The 20,447-nt window shown below is 52.1% G+C and carries 14 protein-coding genes; 11 read left to right on the top strand and 3 right to left on the bottom strand.

All coding sequences use genetic code 11. The annotated features are described in order from the left end of the window. On the bottom strand, positions 1–4,067 hold a 4,067-nt coding region (locus B5F54_RS09970), incomplete at its 3' end, for an InlB B-repeat-containing protein (RefSeq protein WP_087233815.1). A gap of 707 nt (positions 4,068–4,774) precedes the next feature. Between B5F54_RS09970 and B5F54_RS09965 the strand changes: the two genes are divergently transcribed. Genes B5F54_RS09965 through B5F54_RS09915 form a run of 11 tightly spaced genes read left to right on the top strand, consistent with a single transcriptional unit; the run spans position 4,775 to position 17,923 of the window. Then, positions 4,775–6,001, top strand: coding sequence for a glycosyltransferase (locus B5F54_RS09965; protein ID WP_172749678.1), 1,227 nt, complete (start codon positions 4,775–4,777; stop codon positions 5,999–6,001). Continuing rightward, positions 5,958–6,791: a glycosyltransferase gene (locus B5F54_RS09960; protein ID WP_087233809.1), complete on the top strand. Its 834-nt coding sequence runs from the start codon at positions 5,958–5,960 to the stop codon at positions 6,789–6,791. The genes B5F54_RS09965 and B5F54_RS09960 overlap by 44 nt, the downstream gene beginning before the upstream one ends. A gap of 17 nt (positions 6,792–6,808) precedes the next feature. Further along, complete coding sequence (locus tag B5F54_RS09955; protein WP_087233806.1) at positions 6,809–8,203, top strand: hypothetical protein; 1,395 nt, start codon at positions 6,809–6,811, stop codon at positions 8,201–8,203. Continuing rightward, a complete protein-coding gene (locus B5F54_RS09950) occupies positions 8,196–8,969 on the top strand; it encodes an ABC transporter permease (RefSeq protein WP_087233803.1) in 774 nt (257 codons plus the stop codon). The genes B5F54_RS09955 and B5F54_RS09950 overlap by 8 nt, the downstream gene beginning before the upstream one ends. A gap of 17 nt (positions 8,970–8,986) precedes the next feature. Then, positions 8,987–9,775 (top strand): ABC transporter ATP-binding protein, encoded by a 789-nt coding sequence (locus B5F54_RS09945; protein ID WP_237966482.1) that lies wholly within the window; start codon positions 8,987–8,989, stop codon positions 9,773–9,775. A 3-nt stretch (positions 9,776–9,778) separates the two neighbouring features. Next, positions 9,779–11,788, top strand: coding sequence for an HAD-IA family hydrolase (locus tag B5F54_RS09940; protein WP_087233800.1), 2,010 nt, complete (start codon positions 9,779–9,781; stop codon positions 11,786–11,788). Beyond that, a complete protein-coding gene (locus tag B5F54_RS09935; RefSeq protein ID WP_087233798.1) occupies positions 11,769–12,752 on the top strand; it encodes a hypothetical protein in 984 nt (327 codons plus the stop codon). The genes B5F54_RS09940 and B5F54_RS09935 overlap by 20 nt, the downstream gene beginning before the upstream one ends. Continuing rightward, on the top strand, positions 12,742–13,890 hold the full coding sequence (locus B5F54_RS09930) for a polysialyltransferase family glycosyltransferase (protein ID WP_087233795.1): 1,149 nt from the start codon (positions 12,742–12,744) through the stop codon (positions 13,888–13,890). The genes B5F54_RS09935 and B5F54_RS09930 overlap by 11 nt, the downstream gene beginning before the upstream one ends. Beyond that, complete coding sequence (locus B5F54_RS09925) at positions 13,829–15,583, top strand: glycosyltransferase family 2 protein (RefSeq protein WP_087233792.1); 1,755 nt, start codon at positions 13,829–13,831, stop codon at positions 15,581–15,583. The genes B5F54_RS09930 and B5F54_RS09925 overlap by 62 nt, the downstream gene beginning before the upstream one ends. Positions 15,584–15,593: 10 nt before the next feature. Next, on the top strand, positions 15,594–16,337 hold the full coding sequence (locus B5F54_RS09920) for a 3-deoxy-manno-octulosonate cytidylyltransferase (protein WP_087233789.1): 744 nt from the start codon (positions 15,594–15,596) through the stop codon (positions 16,335–16,337). Continuing rightward, entirely contained in the window at positions 16,334–17,923 is a 1,590-nt protein-coding gene (locus B5F54_RS09915; RefSeq protein WP_087233786.1) for an aldolase catalytic domain-containing protein, read from the top strand. The genes B5F54_RS09920 and B5F54_RS09915 overlap by 4 nt, the downstream gene beginning before the upstream one ends. Before the next feature lie 147 nt (positions 17,924–18,070). On the opposite strand, the gene B5F54_RS09910 is transcribed toward B5F54_RS09915, so the two are convergent. Beyond that, positions 18,071–19,426: an NCS2 family permease gene (locus B5F54_RS09910; protein WP_087233783.1), complete on the bottom strand. Its 1,356-nt coding sequence runs from the start codon at positions 19,424–19,426 to the stop codon at positions 18,071–18,073. Positions 19,427–20,155: 729 nt separating this feature from the next. Further along, on the bottom strand, positions 20,156–20,413 hold the full coding sequence (locus B5F54_RS09900; RefSeq protein WP_140400355.1) for a hypothetical protein: 258 nt from the start codon (positions 20,411–20,413) through the stop codon (positions 20,156–20,158). Between the last annotated feature and the right edge of the window lie 34 nt (positions 20,414–20,447).

Genomic DNA, 20,447 nt, shown 5'->3' with positions numbered 1-20,447 from the left:
TTATCGCCCGCTTCGAATTCCAACAGGTGCATTGCATCCAGCAGGTCGCTCCAAGCCTCTTTGACTTCTTCTTCGGTCGCGTTTGCATCGTTATAGACTTCCTGTGCCTTTGCCAGAGCGTTCTCGAAGAATTCCTTGGCAGACGGCACCAGGCTGTCGATCACGTCCTGCGGCACCGCGTTGGCCTCTTCCAATACGATGCCCAGGATGCTCTTATCCACGCTTGTGAACGTGAAGCGCAGGGTCGTGCTCTCGCCCGGCATCGTGAAGGTGTACGTGCAGCCGTCCGCTGCAAACTCGATGTCCTTGCCGTTGAGCTGCGCTCCGGAGAACGCGCCGTCCGTCGGGGTGAAGGTGAAGGTCAGCTCTTCGCCCGGCTGTACCTTTGCGCCGTAGATCACATCTGTGGAGATGATTGCCTCCGCATTGCCCTCGACGCTCATGGATGCGTTGCCGCTCCACTGTACCGTCAGCAGCTGCGGTTCCTTCGGCAGTTCCGTCACATGTACGGATGCGCCTTCTGCGGTATACGGGACCTCTTCGCCATTCCAATCGCTCAGCACGATGTCTTTCAAGCCAAACGTGTAATCGCCTCCCGCCATATCTGCGGATGCGGTAAACTCCGCCGTAAACAGGCTGTCCAGATCCACCGGCAGGCCCGCTTCGAGATCCCAAGAGATGTATCCAAAGTTTACTTCCAATACATCGTCATGGATGCTATAGGACATCTGGTCCTTGATCGCCTCGTTCGGCGTAACCTCTGTGCAGGTCATGCCTTCCGGATACGTCATGATCATCTGCAATCCTGCTACAGGGCCTTCCAGCGTATCCAGGCCGCCGATCGTGCCCTTCACTTCAAACTCGCTGCCCGCTGCAACCGTCTCCGGCGCTTGCAAGCCGAGTTTTACACTTTTTTCTCCTACCGGTGTAGCCGGCTCGAACTCTGCCGTTACAGTCACACCATAACCAGGCATGACAAATGTATTGTTCTCAACAGGTACCGTTGTCTCTGGATCATCCGTCTTATACACCTTTAACGTGCCGTCCTTCAGACGATAGCTCGTCGCAGGAGTCACAGTCAATTCGATGGTCTCCCCTTCGGAAGCCTTTTCCGAAGAAACCGCGATTGCCCCATTCTCCGTAGGTGCTACTGCAACATCATACTCATACGGCTCAATCACAAAATCATCGAACATTATCCATTCCAATGTCCCATTCTTTGCCTGCGTATAAATTTCAATATGCATCTGCCCATTGGTTACGAGAACATCCTCAATCTCAACCTGCGTCCATTCGGAATTTCCGGCGGAGAGATCCACATATTTAAGCCCGCTTCCAGTGGAACCTTGCCCAAAGTCCTTGACGACAAAGCAAGCCGCACAGGGATCGGCAGTCGAGCTCGTAAACGGCGTATTTTTCACCCAAACAGATGCACGATACATTCCGTTCGGAAGGTTCTTTACGATCTGGTAAGTACTGCCGTCGTAGCCGTTGCTGCCCCAGTGCATTCCGTACCAATCGCCGCTGTGGGCCCCGCCCAGGTCTGGTTTACTTTCCACATAGAAATTGCCACTTCCACCGGTCCGATGCCAAATTTCCCATCCCTCTGGCTGCTGCCCATTATAGGTAGACAATTCGAAGGATGCGTTATAGACGAGGGACGTTCTGGGGATCGACAGGTTGAATGGTACTTCCTTTGTGTCGCCGGAGGAATTCTTCAAAACGATGGTGCCCGAAATGGAGCCCTCTGTATCGTCCGTTGCTTCTGTCTTCTGAAAGTCCGTGATCGAGGCGGTCATCCCATCATAGGAATCCAGGATATCCTCCACTTCCGCCAACAAAGTTTCCTCTGTAATGTTGTTATCCAACAACATTTCTCCTAGGACGCTCTCCACCATGGATGCAATCGCGTCCATGTCCTTGCTCATTTCGATGTTGAAGTCGTCAAAGTAGATGTACTCGCCAGCTGCGGCATCGGAGTAAATCTCCAAATGCATCTTACCGCTGGTCACCGGGATGCCTTCGATCCGGATCTCGGTCCATTCGTCCGTCTGTGGAATTTCTGCGTACACAAGCCCCTGATCGCTCGGCTGGAAATTTTTCGCCACCAAACATGCGGAGGCCGGGTCCCCTTCCTTAGTGTGCTCACTGGCTTTCACCCAAACGGAAACGTCATAAACGCCATCCTGCAGATCGCTCAAACTATAGTACAAGCCGCCGCAATAATCTGCGTCGCCCTTTTGTACCGCATAGTAATCGCCGGAATGGGCATCACCCTTCTCAACATAGAAGTTTTCCAGCTTGTTTTCATTCGCCCATTCATCCCATACCAGGGCATCCAATTCTCCTTCGCTTTCACCCTCCGTGGTCAATTCAAAGGAACTGTTGGGGATTCTGGATTCGGGGATATAACGGATAGCGGGAGCTTCTACAAAGTCCGCCTCCTCGCCAATTCGAATCGCAAGGCCAGGCTCGGAATAATCCTCCGTTTTTGCGCTCAGGCCGATGCGTGCAAGCAACTCTCCGGAGAAAGTAATGGTCTTCCCATCCTCGCTGATGGTCACGCCTTCTGCATTGGTGATATTCTCAGCGGTGTCGCCCATCAGATCCTGCGCATAGATTTCCTTGCCATGCAAATCCTGGTTGAACGTAAGGGAAAGGTTGTTGTAATAGCCGAATACGCCGATCAGCCCGGTGAGATCGCCGGCATTCAGAGCAACGTCTGCCTTTGCAACCTGATACCCCGTATCGGTCGAAGTCCGGCCATATGTACCGACGCTAATGGCGCCATTCGGGTTACGGCTAGCTGCCACAAAGGGCTTCTGACCGCCGTCCACCGCCGTTACAACCGGCATATCAATTCCGCGCGCAATGACAGCCGGCGCTTTCTGGGTTACTTCGCGGCCTTGCACCCGGCCCCAATCCCAGGTATCCTCCTGGCTGTATACCCAGGTATCTGCCAACGCTTCGTCGGAGATCACCGTCTGATAAGCATCCATCCGATAGGCGGGGGCAACCCTCTGCCACATGGTGGCACGCTGCACTTCGTCCAGCATTTTGCGGATCGGACGTGTTTCCGTAAACGTTTCATCGCCGCCAAAGAAGATGTTCGGCAGGCTACCGGAACTTGCATCTCCAATGTCATAGCGCATCACGCCGAAGATCAGTCCTAGTGCAGAACACATATAGACTTCGTCTTCGCCGTTAATCAACCCCAATTGACGGCCATTGGTGTAGGCCTGCTCCAATTGGCGTCCAATGCGCTCAAACGTCGTGGCAATGGACAAATTTCCGTTGACATCGTACGTACGGTACACATCGGAATAGCTGGCACAATAGGCGCTCCAATCGACATTGCCTTCGGAGAGGCGCGTACCGTTGTCCGCATCGCTATTGAGCGTTCCATAACCGGTGATATGTTCAATGACCAGCTCCGGATAGATTTCATCCGCCAAGTCGCTGACCATCTGCCGCCATCCGGCGTCGCCCGAATGATTTCCCCAGTCGATCTTCCAGTAATCCACACCGGCGTATTTGCTCCATTCCAAGCGTTCCCGCCAATAGTCCTCATTCCAGGTCCCATCCTGTTCGCTGGACATCTCACTCGCGCAGACCCAGACGCCTGCGCCCTTCCAGCCGGCATTTTCGATGTTCTCAACCAAGGTCTTCAGACGCTCTTGGGGCGTATCGCCATAATCCGGAAATTTATCCGGGCTGACAAGGAAGCTGCCAAAATAGCTGCCGTTTCCTCCCTTGGGGAGATCCCAGCCGTCATCCAGCAGGAAAATCAGATCTTGTTTGGAATCCTGATAAGCTGTGTTTACCCAGCCATTTTCACCAAACAACTGCTCATGGTTTAACATATCCCGCGGGATATTGGAATCCATTGCAGGCGTATAGTCGTCACTGTACGCAGCCCAATCCTGAAAACTCCACGTGCAAACATAGTTTGGTGTTTCCGTATTTGGCTCGTCCGGGATTAAATCGACCGGTTCTGTAGCTGCGGCAGCAGGGGCCTTTCCTGCTGTTTGGACGCTTGCCATTGCTGAAACAGGAAGCATCTGCATCAACAGACAAAGGACGACCACCAGGGATATCCATCTCTTTTTTTCAAACCTTCCACTCCTTTTCTCTAACTCCTTAAATCCCATAAGGGCACAGAAAATCCCAATAGATTCTCTTAGCCCTTTGCCATTATGCGGCCCAAAAGCACGGCACGCCATGCATGACGGCGAATCGGAAATCTATGGGAAAAATGTTTTTACATAGCTCCATCATAGGCCGCATATAAGCGCTGCTTTTCTCCCCCCTTCCCTATCCGATCCATTTTCTAAGTAACCATTCTATATTTTAACATCCATGTAATAAATATTCAATCTTAACTATTTTACAAAACGAAATGATTGTTTTTAGGTTATTTTTATAATTTGCGTACACAGTTAATTTTAATATGGGCTCTTTGCCTGCGGAACTACCAGCAAAAAATATATATGTTTATGCTAAGGCCATACAAAGAGCTGGAAAAAAGATGGGATTCTATTCCGGCGATTCCCAGCAAGAATAAAGCCTCTAATAAATGACGAAACTGTCTATAAGTGACTTGCAAGGATTCCAACGTTCTTCGCAAACAATTTTTTTGCACTTACGCGATTCCGTATCGAGGAATGCTGCTTCGCTACGTCATCTATGCACTCTATGTACAGGCCTTTGAATCATACGATTCTCGTCGCTTGTCCGCTTTTATCCTATCGGAATGATTGGGGGATCGTTCATCATGGAGAAGCACATCCTGATCCTGGCGACCACCCACGACTTCCTTTGGAAATTCGAGCGGGAGGACGTCAAACGATTGCAGCGCATGGGCTACATCGTGCATTACGCGACAAACACCCTAGAGCCCCATTATGTCTCCTATCAGAAAGAAATTCAAAAAATGGGCGTGTTCCTGCACCACATCGACATTGCCCGGTCCCCCTTCGTTTGGCAGGATAATCAACGGGCGCTGCATCAGCTTTTGCAGCTGATCCATCGCTATTCCATTCAAGCCATCCATTGCCACACACCGGTGGGCGGGCTTTTGGGACGCTTAGCTGGAAAGTTGTGCCGGGATCGGGATCTAATTGTGATCTACACGGCGCATGGATTCCATTTTTACAAGGGGGCGCCGCTGTTCAACCGATCGGTCTATTACCAAGTGGAAAAAATTCTGGCACGGTATACCGACATCCTGATTGTGATCAATCAGGAAGATTACCAAGCCGCCCAAACCTTTCGATTAAAGCCCAACGGCCTCCTCTATCATATTCCCGGCATAGGGCTTGATCTGGATACATTTCAACCTTTCTCCGAGCAGCAGCGTGAATCCCTGCGGGAAAAGCAAGGGATTGGAAAGGACGATTTTTTCCTGGTCTCCATTGGGGAACTCAACGAAAACAAAAATCAGAAAATCGTCCTGGAAGCTCTGGCGGAGATGAAACGACGCCAAAAGCATCTGAAACACCTTCGATACGGCGTCTGCGGGGATGGGTTCCTTCGGGAACGCATGGCGGGATGGATCGGGGAAATGGGACTGACCGAAAACGTCGCCTTGTACGGCTATTGTACCGACATCCCAAAAATCCTCGGCTGTGCGGACGCTTCCATTCTTCCCTCCAAGCGAGAGGGATTGGGGATGGCCGGTCTGGAATCGCTAGCAATGGGGGTCCCGGTCATCGCAGCGGACAACCGCGGGACTCGGGAATATATGAAACACGGGCAAAATGGGTTTGTCTGCCGCCACAACACAGCGGAAGAATTCCGGGAAGGAATTGAAACCATCCGAAAGCTGGACGGGCCCAAAAAAGAGAACATGAAGGCCCTTTGCAGGGAATCCGCAAAACCTTTTGCCAAAAGCCATACAAACGCCCTCATGCAGGAAATATATTCCGAAGTGAGCAAGCGGATCGAACGGAGCGTCTATGAAAAACAATATAAAAATCAGCGTCATCATGGGGGTATATAATCCGGCCTCGCAGGAACGCCTCTTCCGCTCCGTGCAGTCTGTGATCGACCAGAGCTTTGCAGAGTGGGAGCTCCTGCTCTACGACGACGGTTCACAAGCCCCCTTCACATCTTTGATTCAAGCAGCGGCAGCGTTGGACCCTCGCATCCTTTTGCTACACGGCCAGCAGAACCGCGGACTGGCCCACGCGCTGAATGTCTGCATCCGTTCGGCTTCCGGTTCTTATATCGCCCGGATGGACGATGACGACGTTTCCAAGCCGGACCGCTTTCAAAAGCAATTGGACTTTTTGGAAACGCATTCACAATATCAGTGGGTGGGTTCCCTTGCGGAATTGGTGGATTCCCACGGCGTCTGGGGCATCGAATCCGTGCCGGAGACCCCGCAAGGCAGGGATTTCCTTTGGAATTCCCCGTATATCCATCCTTCCGTCCTGTTTCGGGCAGGGGTGTTGCTCGGACACGGAGGATACGACCCATCCAGTTCCGTGGTTCAGTGCGAGGACTATGAATTGTTCATGCGGCTTCACAGCCGGGGAAACCAGGGATACAACTTGCAGGAACCCCTTCTGCAATACTGGGAGGACCGCGAATCCTATCGCAAGCGGACCTACCGGCGGCGCATTCGGGAAATGAAGGTGCGGTACCATGGGTTCCAGGACCTGGGCATTTTGCGTCCAGGGACGTTTTTTTATGTGATGAAGCCTCTGCTGGTGGGCGCGGTTCCGGCTTCCGCTCACCATTCGATCAAACATTGGAGGAAGAAGAAACCTCAGCAGATGCCAAAATAAGGGAGAGACAACCAAGCATGAGGGACGCACAGCAAAACCGGCTGGAACAATACCGGGACGATCTCAAGGGGAATCCCGCCATGGAGCGGCGCATCCGGGGATTACCCGCCGCGGGGAACGACCCGATGGCGGCCGTCTGCCAATATGTATTGGCGCCGGCCCTGGGAGGATTTACCCTGTGGCTTCTCTACCATACCCTGAAAAGTGGGAAACAACGGCTCTATTTTCTGGCGCGGGACGGGTATCTGATGTCCCGGGCCGCGCTTCTCTTTTGCGAAACGTTGCAGCTTCCCCTCGTCTGCCGGTACCTGAGCTGCTCGCGCTATTCCCTGCGGATTCCCTTCTTTCATCTGGATCAGGGGGCCGCCCTCGATGCAATCTGCCGGGGCGGAATCCACGTTACGCTCGATCAGATTCTCGCGCGGGCAGGGCTCACCGAACAAGAGCGGAGGCTCGTCGCCGGGGCGCTCTCCCTTCCGTGGAAGGCCGGGGACGTGATTCCCTACGCCAAGTTACAAGAGGTCCGCCGCCGTCTGCAACAGTGCGAGCGCTTCCTCGACGCGATGAACTGCCATTCCCGCGACGCCATGCCCGGGTTGGCCGGATACCTGCAACAAGAGGGATTGCTGGAGGAAGTGCCAGACGCGATTGTGGACAGCGGCTGGGTGGGTTCCATGCAGATGGCCTTAAACGAAGTCCTTGCTTCCATGGGGCGGACAAAGCCATTGGAGGGGTACTACTGGGGCCTGTATGCCCTGCCCCCTGGCGCGGACCGTGGCGCATACCATTGCTACGATTTCGCGCCCGATCATGGCCTAACGCCAAAAATCTTTTTTAATAACTGTCTATTTGAGGCCATTTTCACCGCCCCTCACGGGATGACGACCGGATACCGCCGGATGGGGGAACAATATCTCCCGCATTATGGACTCTCCGATGCGCACAGGAATGCGTTTGTCCATCGGCTGGAGCACCTGATGATGCCTTACATCGAACGGCTGGCAGACGAGACCAGGGAAACCGGCCTGCAGCCGGAGGCCATTGCGCGCGACAGGGAAACCATCCAGCGCTTGCTGGCAAGGTTTATGACCACCCCCTCCAAAGCGGAGGTGGAATGCTTTGGAAGCCTTCCCTTTTCGGACGACGTTTTGGAGGGCGGCGAACAGCCGCTTGCCGCCCCGCTGACGGAAAAGGAACTCGCAGAAAACCATTTATTCCATAAGCTCTTTGCCCTTTCCGGAAAAATAAAAAAGCCGGTACGGGAAAGCGCTTGGTACGAGGGGAGCGTCGTGCGCTGTGGAAAGCATATCCGCTATCATTTGTGGCAGTATACCCTCTATAAATGGATACGGTATAGCAAAAAGCAGATGCAAACTCGAAGAGGGAAACGGAGGGATCGCAAACATGATTGACGCACAACAGGGAAAGCAATATGCGTTTGTCATCCGGCAGTTGACGGCCAGGGAACTCAAGCGAAAATATGCCCGCTCCTATCTGGGGATCATCTGGAGCGTCCTGAATCCCCTTCTCTCCATGGTGGTCCTCTCCCTGATCTTTTCCCAACTATTCCGCCGCTCCATCGAAAACTATCCCATCTATTACCTGACCGGCAACATCCTATGGCAGGCATTCACAGGGGCCACCAATGCCTCCATGACCTCCCTGGTGGACAATAAAATGTTGTTGCTCAAAGTCAAATTCCCCATGGAGTTGTTCATCCTCACCCGGGTGTATACCGCCCTGATCAATCTCGGCTATTCGCTCATCGCCTATGTCATCATGCTCTTCGTATTCCAGGTATCGCCCAAATGGACCATGCTCTTTTCCCCATTGATCATTCTCTTCCTGTTTCTGTTTTCTCTGGGAATCTCCTACATGCTGGCCACCGCCTATGTCTTTTTTGGGGATGTGAAGCACCTTTATACGGTGCTGCTGACCATCTGGATGTATTGCTCTGCGATTTTTTACCCGGTGGAGCAGCTTCAGGGGATTATCCGGGTAGTGATCTGGAACAACCCGCTCTATACATTCATCCACTGCATGCGGAAAGCCGTGATGATGGGAGCGTTGCCGGAGCGCATCGAATGGTTCCAGATGCTATTTTGGAGTCTGGGCGTCTATGCCATCGGTTCTTTGATCTTTCAAAAGAACCGGAATCGGATTATGCAGAAACTTTGATGGAGGCGGGTGTTCAAATGCCATCCGAAAACAAGCCAGCCATAGCGCAAGGGCAAAAAAGCAAACCAGAACCCGCCATTGTCGTAAGCCATGTAAGCATGCTGTTCAAACGGGCCAAAGATGAGGCCACCAGCGTCAAAGAGCTTCTGGTGCGGGCCGTGCGGGGACAGAACCACTACGAGATGTTCAAGGCACTGGATGATATTAACTTGACCATCCAAAAAGGCGAAGTTGTCGGCATCATCGGTACGAACGGCTCCGGAAAAAGCACCTTGCTCAAGATCATCTCTGGGGCGCTGATCCCCACCCGCGGCAAGGTGCTGGTGGACCGGAAAAGCGTTCAGCTTCTCACCCTTGGGACGGGTTTTGATCCCGAGCTGACCGGCCGGGAAAACGTCTATTTAAATGGCGCGATCATCGGATACCCCAAGAGCTTCATCGATCAAAAATACCGCGCGATTGTCCAATTTGCGGAGTTGGAAGGTTTCATGGAGGAAAAGGTACGCAACTATTCCTCCGGCATGGTCTCGCGTCTTGGCTTTGCCATTGCGACCATCCGGGATACCCCGGAAATTCTCATTCTGGATGAAGTTCTAAGCGTGGGCGACATGTTCTTCCGGCAAAAAAGCGAGGCCCGTATCCGCGAAATGATCCACGGCGGTTCCACGGTCCTGATGGTCTCCCATTCCACCTCGGTCATTCAAGCCAATTGCTCCAGGGCTGTCTGGATTGAAAAGGGCCGCCTGCGGGCGGATGGCAATCCAAAAGAGGTCTGCCGCGCTTACGAAACATTGAAGGAGATGTGAGCATTGAAGGCGTGGATCTATCATCTCCTGGTCAACCGGGTGCCCGGAATCCGGGACCGGTATCTCCACCAAAGGCAAAACACCACCGCGCGCTGGAAGGTTCTTTTCTATCTGCTGTGGCTGAACGTTCAGTACTACCTTCTGTTCCGGCAGAGCTTGGGGCGCCCGGAACGCTTTCCTTTTTATGAGGAAAAGCGTCTCTACAGCGGCGGAAGCGAATCGTCCCTCAGCGAGCGGGAATCCCCGGAGGCCTTTGCCGCGAAGCTGATGGCCTTCGACGTGATTTCTATGGATGTATTTGACACGCTCCTGTTCCGGCCCTTCTCCGAGCCGGCGGACCTGTTTTATCTAGTGGGCATGGAGCTGTGCTATCCCGACTTCCGGCAGATCCGAATCGATGCGGAAGAACAGGCGCGGAAAAACAAGCAAAGGGAAACCGGCACGCGGGAAGTCACCTTTCAAGAGATCTGGGAAGAGATAGAGCGGGAAACTGGAATTCCGAAAGAACGCGGCATGCAGGTGGAAAGCTCGTGGGAACTGCGGTGTTGCTTCGCCAATCCGTACATGCTCCGCGCCGTCAAGGCTCTGCAAGCGCAGGGAAAAGCCATTGTTGCAACTTCCGATATGTATCTCCCCTCTGGTTTTATCCAGAAACTATTGTGTCAATGCGGCTATGGAACCCTTTCCAATGTGTTTGTCTCCTGTGAATTTGGCGCGTCCAAAAGTGACGGCCATCTCTATGAGAAAATCCGAAAGCGCTTCGGCGAAGCGAAATCTTATGTGCATGTGGGAGACAACCGCCATTCCGATCTGCAAGAGGCCCAACGCCACCGGATGGAAGCGATCCTCTATCCCAATGTCCATCAACAGGGGAACCGCTTTCGCCCGGCGGACATGTCCTCCATCACCGGTAGCATCTACCGCGGGATCGTCAACGCACAGATGCACAATGGGCTTTCCTCCTATTCGCAGGAATACGAATATGGCTTTATTTACGGAGGGCTGTTTGTAGCGGGATACTGTCAATTTATCCATGATTATGTAAAAGCGCATGACATTGAGAAAATCCTATTCCTGTCAAGGGACGGTTCGGTCTTGATGCAGGCATACCGGCGGGTGTATCCCGATGAAACAGAGACAACCCAATATGTCTATTGGTCCAGGCTGGCAGCCACGAAGCTGACAGCCGGTTACTATAAAGAGGCGTATTTCCGCAGGTTCCTGTTTCACAAAACCGATCAAACGTATACCGTCCGGCAGATCCTGGAGAGCATGGAGCTTGGCCATCTCTTAGAACCGCTTTGCCATACAGTGGAAATCGAACCGGACGCGGAATTGACGTATAAAAATGTCGGAAGGATTAAAAAATATTTCATGGACGCTTGGGAACAGGTTTTGGACGCCTACCAGGAACAGGTGGACGCGGGAAAAGCCTATTATTCCCAGGTCTTGCAGGGGTGCCGTAGCGCCGCAGCGGTCGACATTGGCTGGGCAGGCAGCGGGGCCATTTCCCTTGACGCCGCCGTGAACCGCCTGTGGGGGCTCCGCTGCGACATCACCGGGATTTTGGCCGGGACCAATTCCTGCTATAGCCCGGAGCCCGACACAGGAGAAGCCTTCCTGTTCCAGGGGAAGCTGGTCAGCTATCTGTATTCTCAAAGTGAAAACCGCGATCTTTGGAAATTCCATGATCCGGCGCAGAATCACAACCTCTATTGGGAGCTCCTACTCGGCGCGCCGGAGGGAAGCTTGAAAGGCTTTTACTGGGATCGAAATGGACACTGTGAATGCCGTTTCAAAGAATCCCGGGCCGATGCCGCACGGATTCGCGAAATTCACCGGGGAATTCTGGATTTTGTCCAGCAATTCTTGGAAGTGGAACGCCGCCTTGGGTGTTCCATCCCCATCCATGGGCGGGATGCCTATGCGCCCATGCTCAGCGTGTGCAGCCGAAAAAACAAAGCGTTTCGAAAAGGTCTGGAGGGGTTGATGGATGAAATACACATCGCCTAGCATATCGGACAAGCCGCTCGTCCTATACCATGCGGTGAGTTCCTACCAGCTGTTGGAGGTGATCCTGCACCGCATGACCTACCACAGCCGGGAACGGGCCGTGCTGATCCTTCCGGACTTCATCACCCAAAAGTACCCACAATATAAGAAACTGGTGACACGGCGCCTGTTCAACGAGGTGTATCTCTTCCCCTATCTCCACATTCTGCACCGGGAGGAGCAGCAGATCTTGGAAGATGTGAAGCTGTGTTATGAGCAGATCATCCCCCACCCCATCACAGATTTCTCCGAAATCTATGTGGCGGGGGCGCACTTTTATTTTTCGCTCTACTTGATTCAAAACCGGATGCCCTTCCACTTTTTTGAAGATGCAGCGGGGATGTTGAGCCGGTCAAACGAACTGTACGAAACCTTGGCCGCAAGTTTCCCCACCCATGCGAGGATCGCCCGCAAGCACCGGTTGTTCAACGGCGAAAATCCCTACATTTGCAGCGTCATCTGCCTAAAAAAGGCGCAGACCATCGACGTCTCCGGGGAGCGGTATGTGGACTTCTCCGTGGAAGAAGTCCTACAAAATCTGCCGGAACGGAAGCGGAACCATTTGATCCACTTCTTTCTCAAGCACCGCCTTTGGACAAAGGCGGAAGCCATCCTATTGACGCAGCACTTTGCCAACCTCAATATGATGAGTGAAGAGGAACAGATTCGCTCCTACAAACTCCTGCGGGTCAACGTCCTTCAGGACGTCCCCCTCATCATCAAAAAGCATCCGGACGATTTCTTAAACTATCGGAAAATCTTCCCGGACGCGGAATGCATCAAAGAGATCTTCCCTGCGGAATTGCTCCCCTATGTGTTTTGGCACAAACCTACATCCATCTACACATTCGATTCCACCAGCTGCGAAAATCTCGGGAACCATTTTTTGATTCAGAAAATCGAGAGGAAATCCTATGCTGAATAACAAAGTTTTGCTTGTTGTGAATTCCGTCTATCAGCTTTTCACCGCTGTACACATGAAGCGAAGCATCCTCGCGAAAAAGGAGGCCGATCTGCTTGTGACGGACGTCACCTCTGTTCTACACACATACATCCCCCGTCTTAAGGAGACGGGGCTATTTGCCCAAGTGATCTTTGGAAAGACGAAGGAGTGGAACCAAAAATACGCGGCGGCAAAAGGGGGCACGCTCGACGAAGGCTTTCAGAACGCCTCCCATACCCTGCGCTGGATGCTGAACGAAGAGCTTGCAGACTATTCGGAAGTCTATTTTTCCAACTTCGATCCATTTATCCGCATGTTGGCGTGCCAATTCGACCGCCCCTCCTGTGAATTCATCTGGTATGAGGATGGCTTTTCAACCTATGTGATCGACTATCTGCGGGAAGACCGCGCGCCGATCAACCGCCATCCGGCGGGAGGAAAGATCCGGGAGAAAGTGCGCCGGGTGCTGCTCTATGAACCGCACCTCGCCTTGCGCGGGGACCACCTCATCAACCAAGCTCTTCCCAAAGTCGACCGGAACGATCAGGAATTAAAGCTTCTGCTCAACTATATTTTCGATTACCAAAAGCCTGAGGAGCGCATGGATTTCATCTTTTTGGAGCAATCCTTCCGCGCCGAGGGCATCCAAACCAACGACCTTGCATTGATGCGTCTTTGCCAGCAGGCCGTCGGCCCCGGCCGGTTCCTGGTGAAACCCCACCCGCGCAACCCGGAAAACGTGCCCTTTCAATTGGGCCTGACCAGAAAATATCCCACCGAAGCGCCCTGGGAACTGTTTCTATTCAACGAAAACCCGGAGCATTGCACAACGATCACCGTCTGCTCCAACGCAGCGCTCACCAGCCGCATTGTATTCGGGATGGATGTCAATACGGTCATGCTGTACCGCCTGTTTGGGGGCAAAGTCCTCTGGAAGGAAGACGCCATCCTCAAGCAATATCTGCGCAAGTTCCGCCGGCAGTTCGCCGGGAACAATTATTACGTACCGCAAACGGTCTATGAACTCCAGGATATTCTCACGTATTTAGGAGGCCGCCATGAACCAACCGATCAAAGTTTCCATCATTATTCCCGTGTATCAGGTCGAAAACTATCTTGAGCGGGCTGTGGATTCCGCCATTGCGCAAACCCTGCCAGAAAAAGAGATTATCTTGGTGGACGACGGCAGCGATGACGCTTCCCCGCAAATCTGCGACCGATACGTCCAGGAGTATCCGGATTTGATTCATGTCATACACAAGGAAAACGAGGGGCTCGGGCTGGCCAGGAACACCGGCGTGCGGGCCGCCAGAGGCGAATTCATCGCTTTCCTTGACTCAGACGACACCGTCGAGCCGGAGATGTACGAGGAAATGTATCAGAAGGCCGTCGAACAGGACGACGACATCGTGATGTGCGATGTAAAAATCATTTATGTCGACGAAAACAGGACCAGCACCGTATCATCCTACCCGCGTGAGCAGATCGACCTATCCGATTATATCGCCAATGGGAACAACATCACCTATAGCGTCAACAAGCTCTTTCGGAGGACCATCTGGGAAGAAAACCAGTACGAAAAAATGCTGTTTGAGGACATCTCCCTGATTCCCTCCCTGATTACCCGTTACCCGCGGATCGGTTACGTCCCCAAGCCCTTCTACAACTACTACCGGCGAGCCAACACCATTTCCACTTCCCTGGTGGGGAATATGGTCGACATCATCCAGGCCTTTCGGAATTTTATCGAAACCAGCGACCAGGACTATCGCGAAGAAGTGATCTATTGCGTCGCCAAGCAGCTGTATTGGAATATGATGCAATCTAGGGTACTCTTCCAGGCGGATTTCATCGACCTGCTCAAAGAGTACCAGAAGGATTTCCTGCTCAATCCGTATCTTGCCAAGGATGGGAAGACGCGCAGCATCCTGGATTTCCTGCGGGAGGAGATCATCCCGGACAAAATCATCTGCGTACATTTTGGCCGTCCCCTCCCAACCGAATTTTTGGAGGAAATCCAGGAAACCCTTCCAAAGACCAAACTGATCGACGCGGACGAGCGCTATTTTGCGCAGGAACAGCTTCCGGAAAATGTACACCAAGCCTGGGATGCGGGATATGTCTCCTATGTGGAGGAATACTGCGCGCTGAAGATTCTGTGCGCGGAGGGCGGGATCGTCCTCACCCCGGACATGCACGTCCAATTGAACTTAAAAAAATTGCGTCTCAACCGGATCTTTTTCGGGTTTGAAAACGAAGAGGAATTGACCACCGGCTGCTTTGGGGCGGTCAAGGGGCACTACGTGATTCAGGCCCTGCTCAGCACCTATGAGATGGACACCATCTTCAACAAGGCCTTTCTTCCGCTAAAAGACCGCCTTCGGGATTTTCTCGTCCTCCATTTCCATTTAAAAGTAAATGGCCGCAAACAGCTTTTAAAAAAGGAAATCCAGGTGTACCTCCCCAGCGTGCTCGCCTACGACATGAAGGACGGGGAAAATTGTTGCAAAATCGGGGCGTATCCCGTCCCGGATGGATACGAACTGATCAGTGGGCCCGTATTAAAAATGTGGTCGGACCGCCTGCTGGAAAACTGGAACCTCTACAAGCAGGAGCTGAACCGGAAGCCGTCCGTTCCCGCGAAAGCAGCGCCCGCTAAGTCCGCCCCAGCGCCCGGCAAAGTGCCCCCACCGGATTGGTATCAAAGGGAGCTGGACCGGCGCATCCAGGAAGTCGTGGACACCTACGAACACTCCACAAGCTGGCGGATTACCAAGCCGATCCGCGCCATCGGCAATTTCTTAGGGAGGTGAGGAAACCGTTATGCGCACCATCGCAATCATTCCAGCACGATACGGTTCCAGCCGGTTTCAAGGAAAGCCCTTGGCGGATCTCTGTGGAAAGCCCATGGTCTGGTGGGTGTACAACCAGGTGTCCCAATCGAAAAAAATTGACGCCGTCTATGTGGCCACGGACCATGCGGCCATCCAGCAAGCTTGCACAGAGCTTCACATTCCCTGTCTGATGACGTCGCCTGCAAACCGGACCAGTACGGAGCGCATCTACGAGGCCGCACAATCCCTTCCGGCGGACATTTATCTCTGCATCAACGGGGACGAGCCGCTGATCGACCCGAACATCGTCGAGCAAGTCATCCCCAACCGGAAAGAGGGGTTCTTCGCCGCCAATCTGATGACCAAAATCCACTCTCCCGTCGAAGTGGTCGATGAGACAAACATCAAAGTAGTGACGGACGAAGCGGACAACGCATTGTTCCTATCCCGCAGCCCGATCCCGCATCCAAAGGCCAGCGTTCACTTCGACTATTATAAACACCTGGGGGTCCTCGCCTATTCCATGGAAGCACTGCGGTTTTTCGCAGAAACCCCCAAAGGGGCCCTGGAAAAAATCGAGGACATCAACGAACTGCGCTTTGTCGAGCATGGGAGAAAGCTCCGTATGATCGAGGTGGACGCGCACACGCTGTCCGTAGATACGCCAAAGGATCTGGATTATGTCCGGGGCGTCCTGCAAGAAAAACTGGAACGGGGGGAAATCAAACTGTGAGCATTCAAGTGTTGGATTGTACACTCCGGGACGGAGGGTATATCAACGACTGGCGGTTCGGCCGCAGGACCATCGCATCTATCTTGGATAAACTGGAAAACGCCAAAATCGACATCATCGAATGCGGGTTCTTAACCGGTATGGTCGAGGAAAAGGAGTGTTCCCTCTTTAACAGCACCGCCGATATTGAAGCAGTGCTGCCAAAACAGCAGAGGAACTCCATGTACGTGGCCATGATCGCCATCGGGGAGAAAGAGCTGCATCCATCCAAACTCGCTCCCTATGATGGAAACAGCATCGATGGGATTCGCCTGACCTTCCACAAAAAGGAAATCGAAACGGCGATCGATTGGGCCAAAATTATCATGGAAAAGGGCTACCGCGTCTTTATGCAGCCTGTGGGGACAGTCTTTTACAGCGACATCGAGCTGCTCCAACTGGTGGAAAAGATGAACCAGCTCAAGCCGTATGCATTCTATATTGTAGATACTTTGGGAAGCATGTACCGCAACGAGGTTTCCCACCGCTTCTATCTGATCGATGAGAACATGGACCCCGAAATCCATCTGGGCTTCCATGGGCACAACAACATGCAGCTCGCCTTTTCCAATGCACAGGTTCTGGGGAAAATCCAGACCAAACGCACCCTGATTTTGGATTCCTCTGTCTATGGAATGGGGCGGGGCGCCGGCAACCTTCCTACAGAACTCATCACCCAATATATCAATAAGAATATTTCCTCCCGGTACGATGTGACCATGGTCATGGACATCTACGATGAGTACATCGCCAACATCCGCAAAAAATACGAATGGGGCTATACGATGCCCTACCATATTGCCGCCAACCATGTCTGCCATCCAAATTACGCTGCCTATCTCATCAACAAGCAGACCCTCACCATGAAGGACATCGAAAAGATCATCCAATCCATTCCGGACGCCTACAAAGTTTTGTACGACCGGGTCTTGATTGAACAGCTCTATACGCAGTATCAGAGCCGGAAAATCGACGACAGCGCTTCCGTTCAAACGATCACCGGTTGGATTCGCGGAAAAAAACTCCTGCTTCTGGCGCCGGGAAAAAGCCTTTTATCAAAGTACGAGGAAATTATGGCGTTTATTGGCCAAGAGAAGCCGTTTGTTATCTCCGTCAATTTTTTGGACCCAAAATACCGCATGAACGCCTGCTTTGTCAGCAATCACAAGCGCATGGATGTTATCGGGCAAGAGCTTCAACGTTTCCCAGATATCCACACCATTTTAACCTCGAATATCCCAGATACCGGCCGGGAAGACTGCCTCTATGTGGACTACGACCGCTACACAAATGCGGATGAAATGATCTCCGACAACGCAGGGTTGATGTTGCTGAAGCTATTGGCATATTGCGGGGCGGCCGAAATCTATTTGGCAGGTTTCGACGGCTTCCACCACAAACACAATGGCAACTACTACCGCAGGGAACTCAACTTAAAGGTGAACGAAGAGGAGATCCTGGAAAAACAAATCCGCATCCGAAAGCAACTGGCGGAACTCTCTAAAGCCATCCACATCCACTTTTTAACGCCTTCCGTATACGAATAAAAAAGGCCTACGAGTATCCGCAAAAAAGAGAAGGCCGGTTGCATCCATCAATCGGTCTTCTCTTTCATCAAAAGCGAAAGGCGCGTTTTGCATATCCTCGAATCGGGTTGCAAAACGCGCCTTTCTATAAAGGGTTCAATCAATCTGTTAAATAAAGGTCAACAGCACAAAGTTCAAAATAAACAATACCGTTGCGCCCCAAAGAATCGGATGAATTTGTTTCGCCTGCTTTTTGCAGATCTTGGTGATGCAATAGAAGATAAAGCCTGCCGCAATACCATAGGAAATGCTGTAGCAGATCGCCATGAAAATACCCGCAAAGAATGCCGGGATTGCCTCGTCAAAATCATCCCATTTAATTTCCTTAAATGCCGACAGCATCATAATGCCGACAACCACCAGAGCAGGCGCAGTCGCCGCAAAGGGGATCGCGCTGACAAACGTCGCCAGGAACGCGCTCACTGCAAAGCACAGCGCAACCACTACGCTGGTCAGGCCTGTACGCCCGCCGGCGCCGATGCCTGCGGCGCTCTCCACGTAAGTCGTCGTGTTGGATGTTCCGAGGATCGCGCCGATGGAAGTGGCCGTTGCATCTGCAAACAGGGCCTTGTCCATCTTGGATTTAAAGCCCACACTGGTCTCCATGGTCTTTTCATCCTGATCACTGAAGATGCCCGTACGGCGTCCCGTGCCAATAAAGGTTCCGATCGTATCAAACGTATCCGAGAGGCTGAAAGAGAAAATCGTGACCAACACCAGCGGGATCTTCGACGCATCCGAGAACAGGGAGCCTAAGCCTTCGCTGGTAAAAATCGCGCCAAAGGTCGTGGGCAGCTGCTGGCATGCCTCCGTAAAGCTGATGGTTTCCGTGGTGGTGGTTACGCCCATCGGGATACCCAGCAAAGCCGTCACAACAATGCCAATCAGGATGGCGCCCTTGACTTTGCACACAAGCAGGACAATTGTCAATGCCAGGCCGATCAGGAACAGCCAGAAGGACGGCTGGTTCAAAGTCGCCAACGCAGGCACACCGGAATCAAAAGTAATAATACCCACGTTCAACAAACCGATATAGGCAACAAAAATGCCGATTCCGCCGCCAATGGCATTCTGCAAGCTGCGGGGGATCGCTTTAATGATATATTTGCGGACTTTTGTAACCGTGATAATAATATTGATTAATCCGCAAATAAAGACCATCGACAAGGCTTGCTGCCAGGTAAAGCCGAGTGTGAAGCAAACCGTATAGACAAAAAATGCATTCAAGCCCATTCCTGGCGCCAGCGCATAGGGGACATTCGCCACCAAGCCCATGACCAATGTGCCGATAATGGACGAGATAATCGTTGCTAAAAACACCGCTCCCCATTCCATACCGGATTGGCTCAACAAAGTCGGGTTTACCGCAATGATATAGGCCATTGCGAAAAACGTTGTGAAACCGGCGACAAGTTCTCTGCCTACTGTCGTCCCGTTTTGCTTGAGTTTAAAAAACCTCTCCATAAAGTCCTACCTGCCTTCCTTGTATTTTATCGCCTATGCGTCTCTCTATCACTGTCCCGAAACCATACTCCGCAATGGGTTCTGCTCCACTTCACTTTACAATGACATGCCAAATAACCTTCTTCCCGATTTTCATTTTAAAGCCGCATAGAAGGGACACAAGAGAAACCGCTGGGATATCAGGGTGGATAAACGCTTGGCTCTCTATGAAGCAGAAGCGCTCATTTTGCCTCAAAGACGTTCTATAAACACCATGGGCATAGACATCCTCCAAAATGCCAAACGCCATTTGTCTGACCTTTTCAAAACTCCATCTGTTTCTGGAAGATCGTCATCGATGGGTTACCGGACAGACTTACCCGCCATATAGAACAACAATAGCATGGGAAAAGCGTTTCTAACTTCCTTTGGCGCTCTAAAAGCAAACGTCAACCGAAATAATAAAAAAGCCGGCCACTCTTTCTAAAGTGACCGGTACATACAAATGGGATGGACACTTTAGATGCTGTCTCCGGCGCGAGCGGTCCAGCCCGGAAAAGAAAAAGAGTCTGAACGCGCCGTGCGTCCAGACTCGGTCTGGAGTGTAAGACCAATAAAGATGTTTGCGAAAACCCTTTATTTGCAAGGCTTTGCGGGTCAGCGCCGCTTATTTTTTCTTTTTTTCGGCTGGGACTTGGCGGATTTTCTGCCGAAGGGGGATTTTAGTGTAAGACCAAAAAAGATATCCGCCTATTCATACTTCTTCAGCTTCTGACAGCCATCGGTGAATCGCGTCAGCCCTTCTTCTCCCTCAAGGGCATCTTCATCCTGCGGCATATCGGGAAAGAGGTGTTCATTACTCAGCCTGTAATAATTGATTGGTATACTTCCCCCACGGCTTTTTTCCTGGGATTCTCGGATACAAAGAGCAAGAAAAATCTGCTCAAATCTTTCCTTGTCTTCAGGGGATAACTGCAACATATAATCTTCATTATGGTAATGTTTCATTTCTCAGCACCAAGGTTCCGATATGAGAAGGAGA

It is taken from the genome of Anaeromassilibacillus sp. An250, assembly GCF_002159845.1.
GTDB classification, from domain to species: domain Bacteria; phylum Bacillota; class Clostridia; order Oscillospirales; family Acutalibacteraceae; genus Anaeromassilibacillus; species Anaeromassilibacillus stercoravium.
The sequence above is the reverse complement of the archived record's forward strand: the minus strand, read 5'-3'. Positions and strand labels throughout refer to the sequence as shown.

What these genes read in the sequence shown, in the direction of transcription:
- B5F54_RS09935 (WP_087233798.1), top strand. Translation starts at nt 11,769, where the DNA reads ATGAAATACACATCGCCTAGCATATCGGACAAGCCGCTCGTCCTATAC.
- B5F54_RS09965 (WP_172749678.1), top strand. Translation starts at nt 4,775, where the DNA reads ATGGAGAAGCACATCCTGATCCTGGCGACCACCCACGACTTCCTTTGG.
- B5F54_RS09950 (WP_087233803.1), top strand. Translation starts at nt 8,196, where the DNA reads ATGATTGACGCACAACAGGGAAAGCAATATGCGTTTGTCATCCGGCAG.
- B5F54_RS09900 (WP_140400355.1), bottom strand. Translation starts at nt 20,413, where the DNA reads ATGAAACATTACCATAATGAAGATTATATGTTGCAGTTATCCCCTGAA.
- B5F54_RS09960 (WP_087233809.1), top strand. Translation starts at nt 5,958, where the DNA reads ATGAAAAACAATATAAAAATCAGCGTCATCATGGGGGTATATAATCCG.
- B5F54_RS09955 (WP_087233806.1), top strand. Translation starts at nt 6,809, where the DNA reads ATGAGGGACGCACAGCAAAACCGGCTGGAACAATACCGGGACGATCTC.
- B5F54_RS09910 (WP_087233783.1), bottom strand. Translation starts at nt 19,426, where the DNA reads ATGGAGAGGTTTTTTAAACTCAAGCAAAACGGGACGACAGTAGGCAGA.
- B5F54_RS09925 (WP_087233792.1), top strand. Translation starts at nt 13,829, where the DNA reads ATGAACCAACCGATCAAAGTTTCCATCATTATTCCCGTGTATCAGGTC.
- B5F54_RS09920 (WP_087233789.1), top strand. Translation starts at nt 15,594, where the DNA reads ATGCGCACCATCGCAATCATTCCAGCACGATACGGTTCCAGCCGGTTT.
- B5F54_RS09930 (WP_087233795.1), top strand. Translation starts at nt 12,742, where the DNA reads ATGCTGAATAACAAAGTTTTGCTTGTTGTGAATTCCGTCTATCAGCTT.
- B5F54_RS09945 (WP_237966482.1), top strand. Translation starts at nt 8,987, where the DNA reads ATGCCATCCGAAAACAAGCCAGCCATAGCGCAAGGGCAAAAAAGCAAA.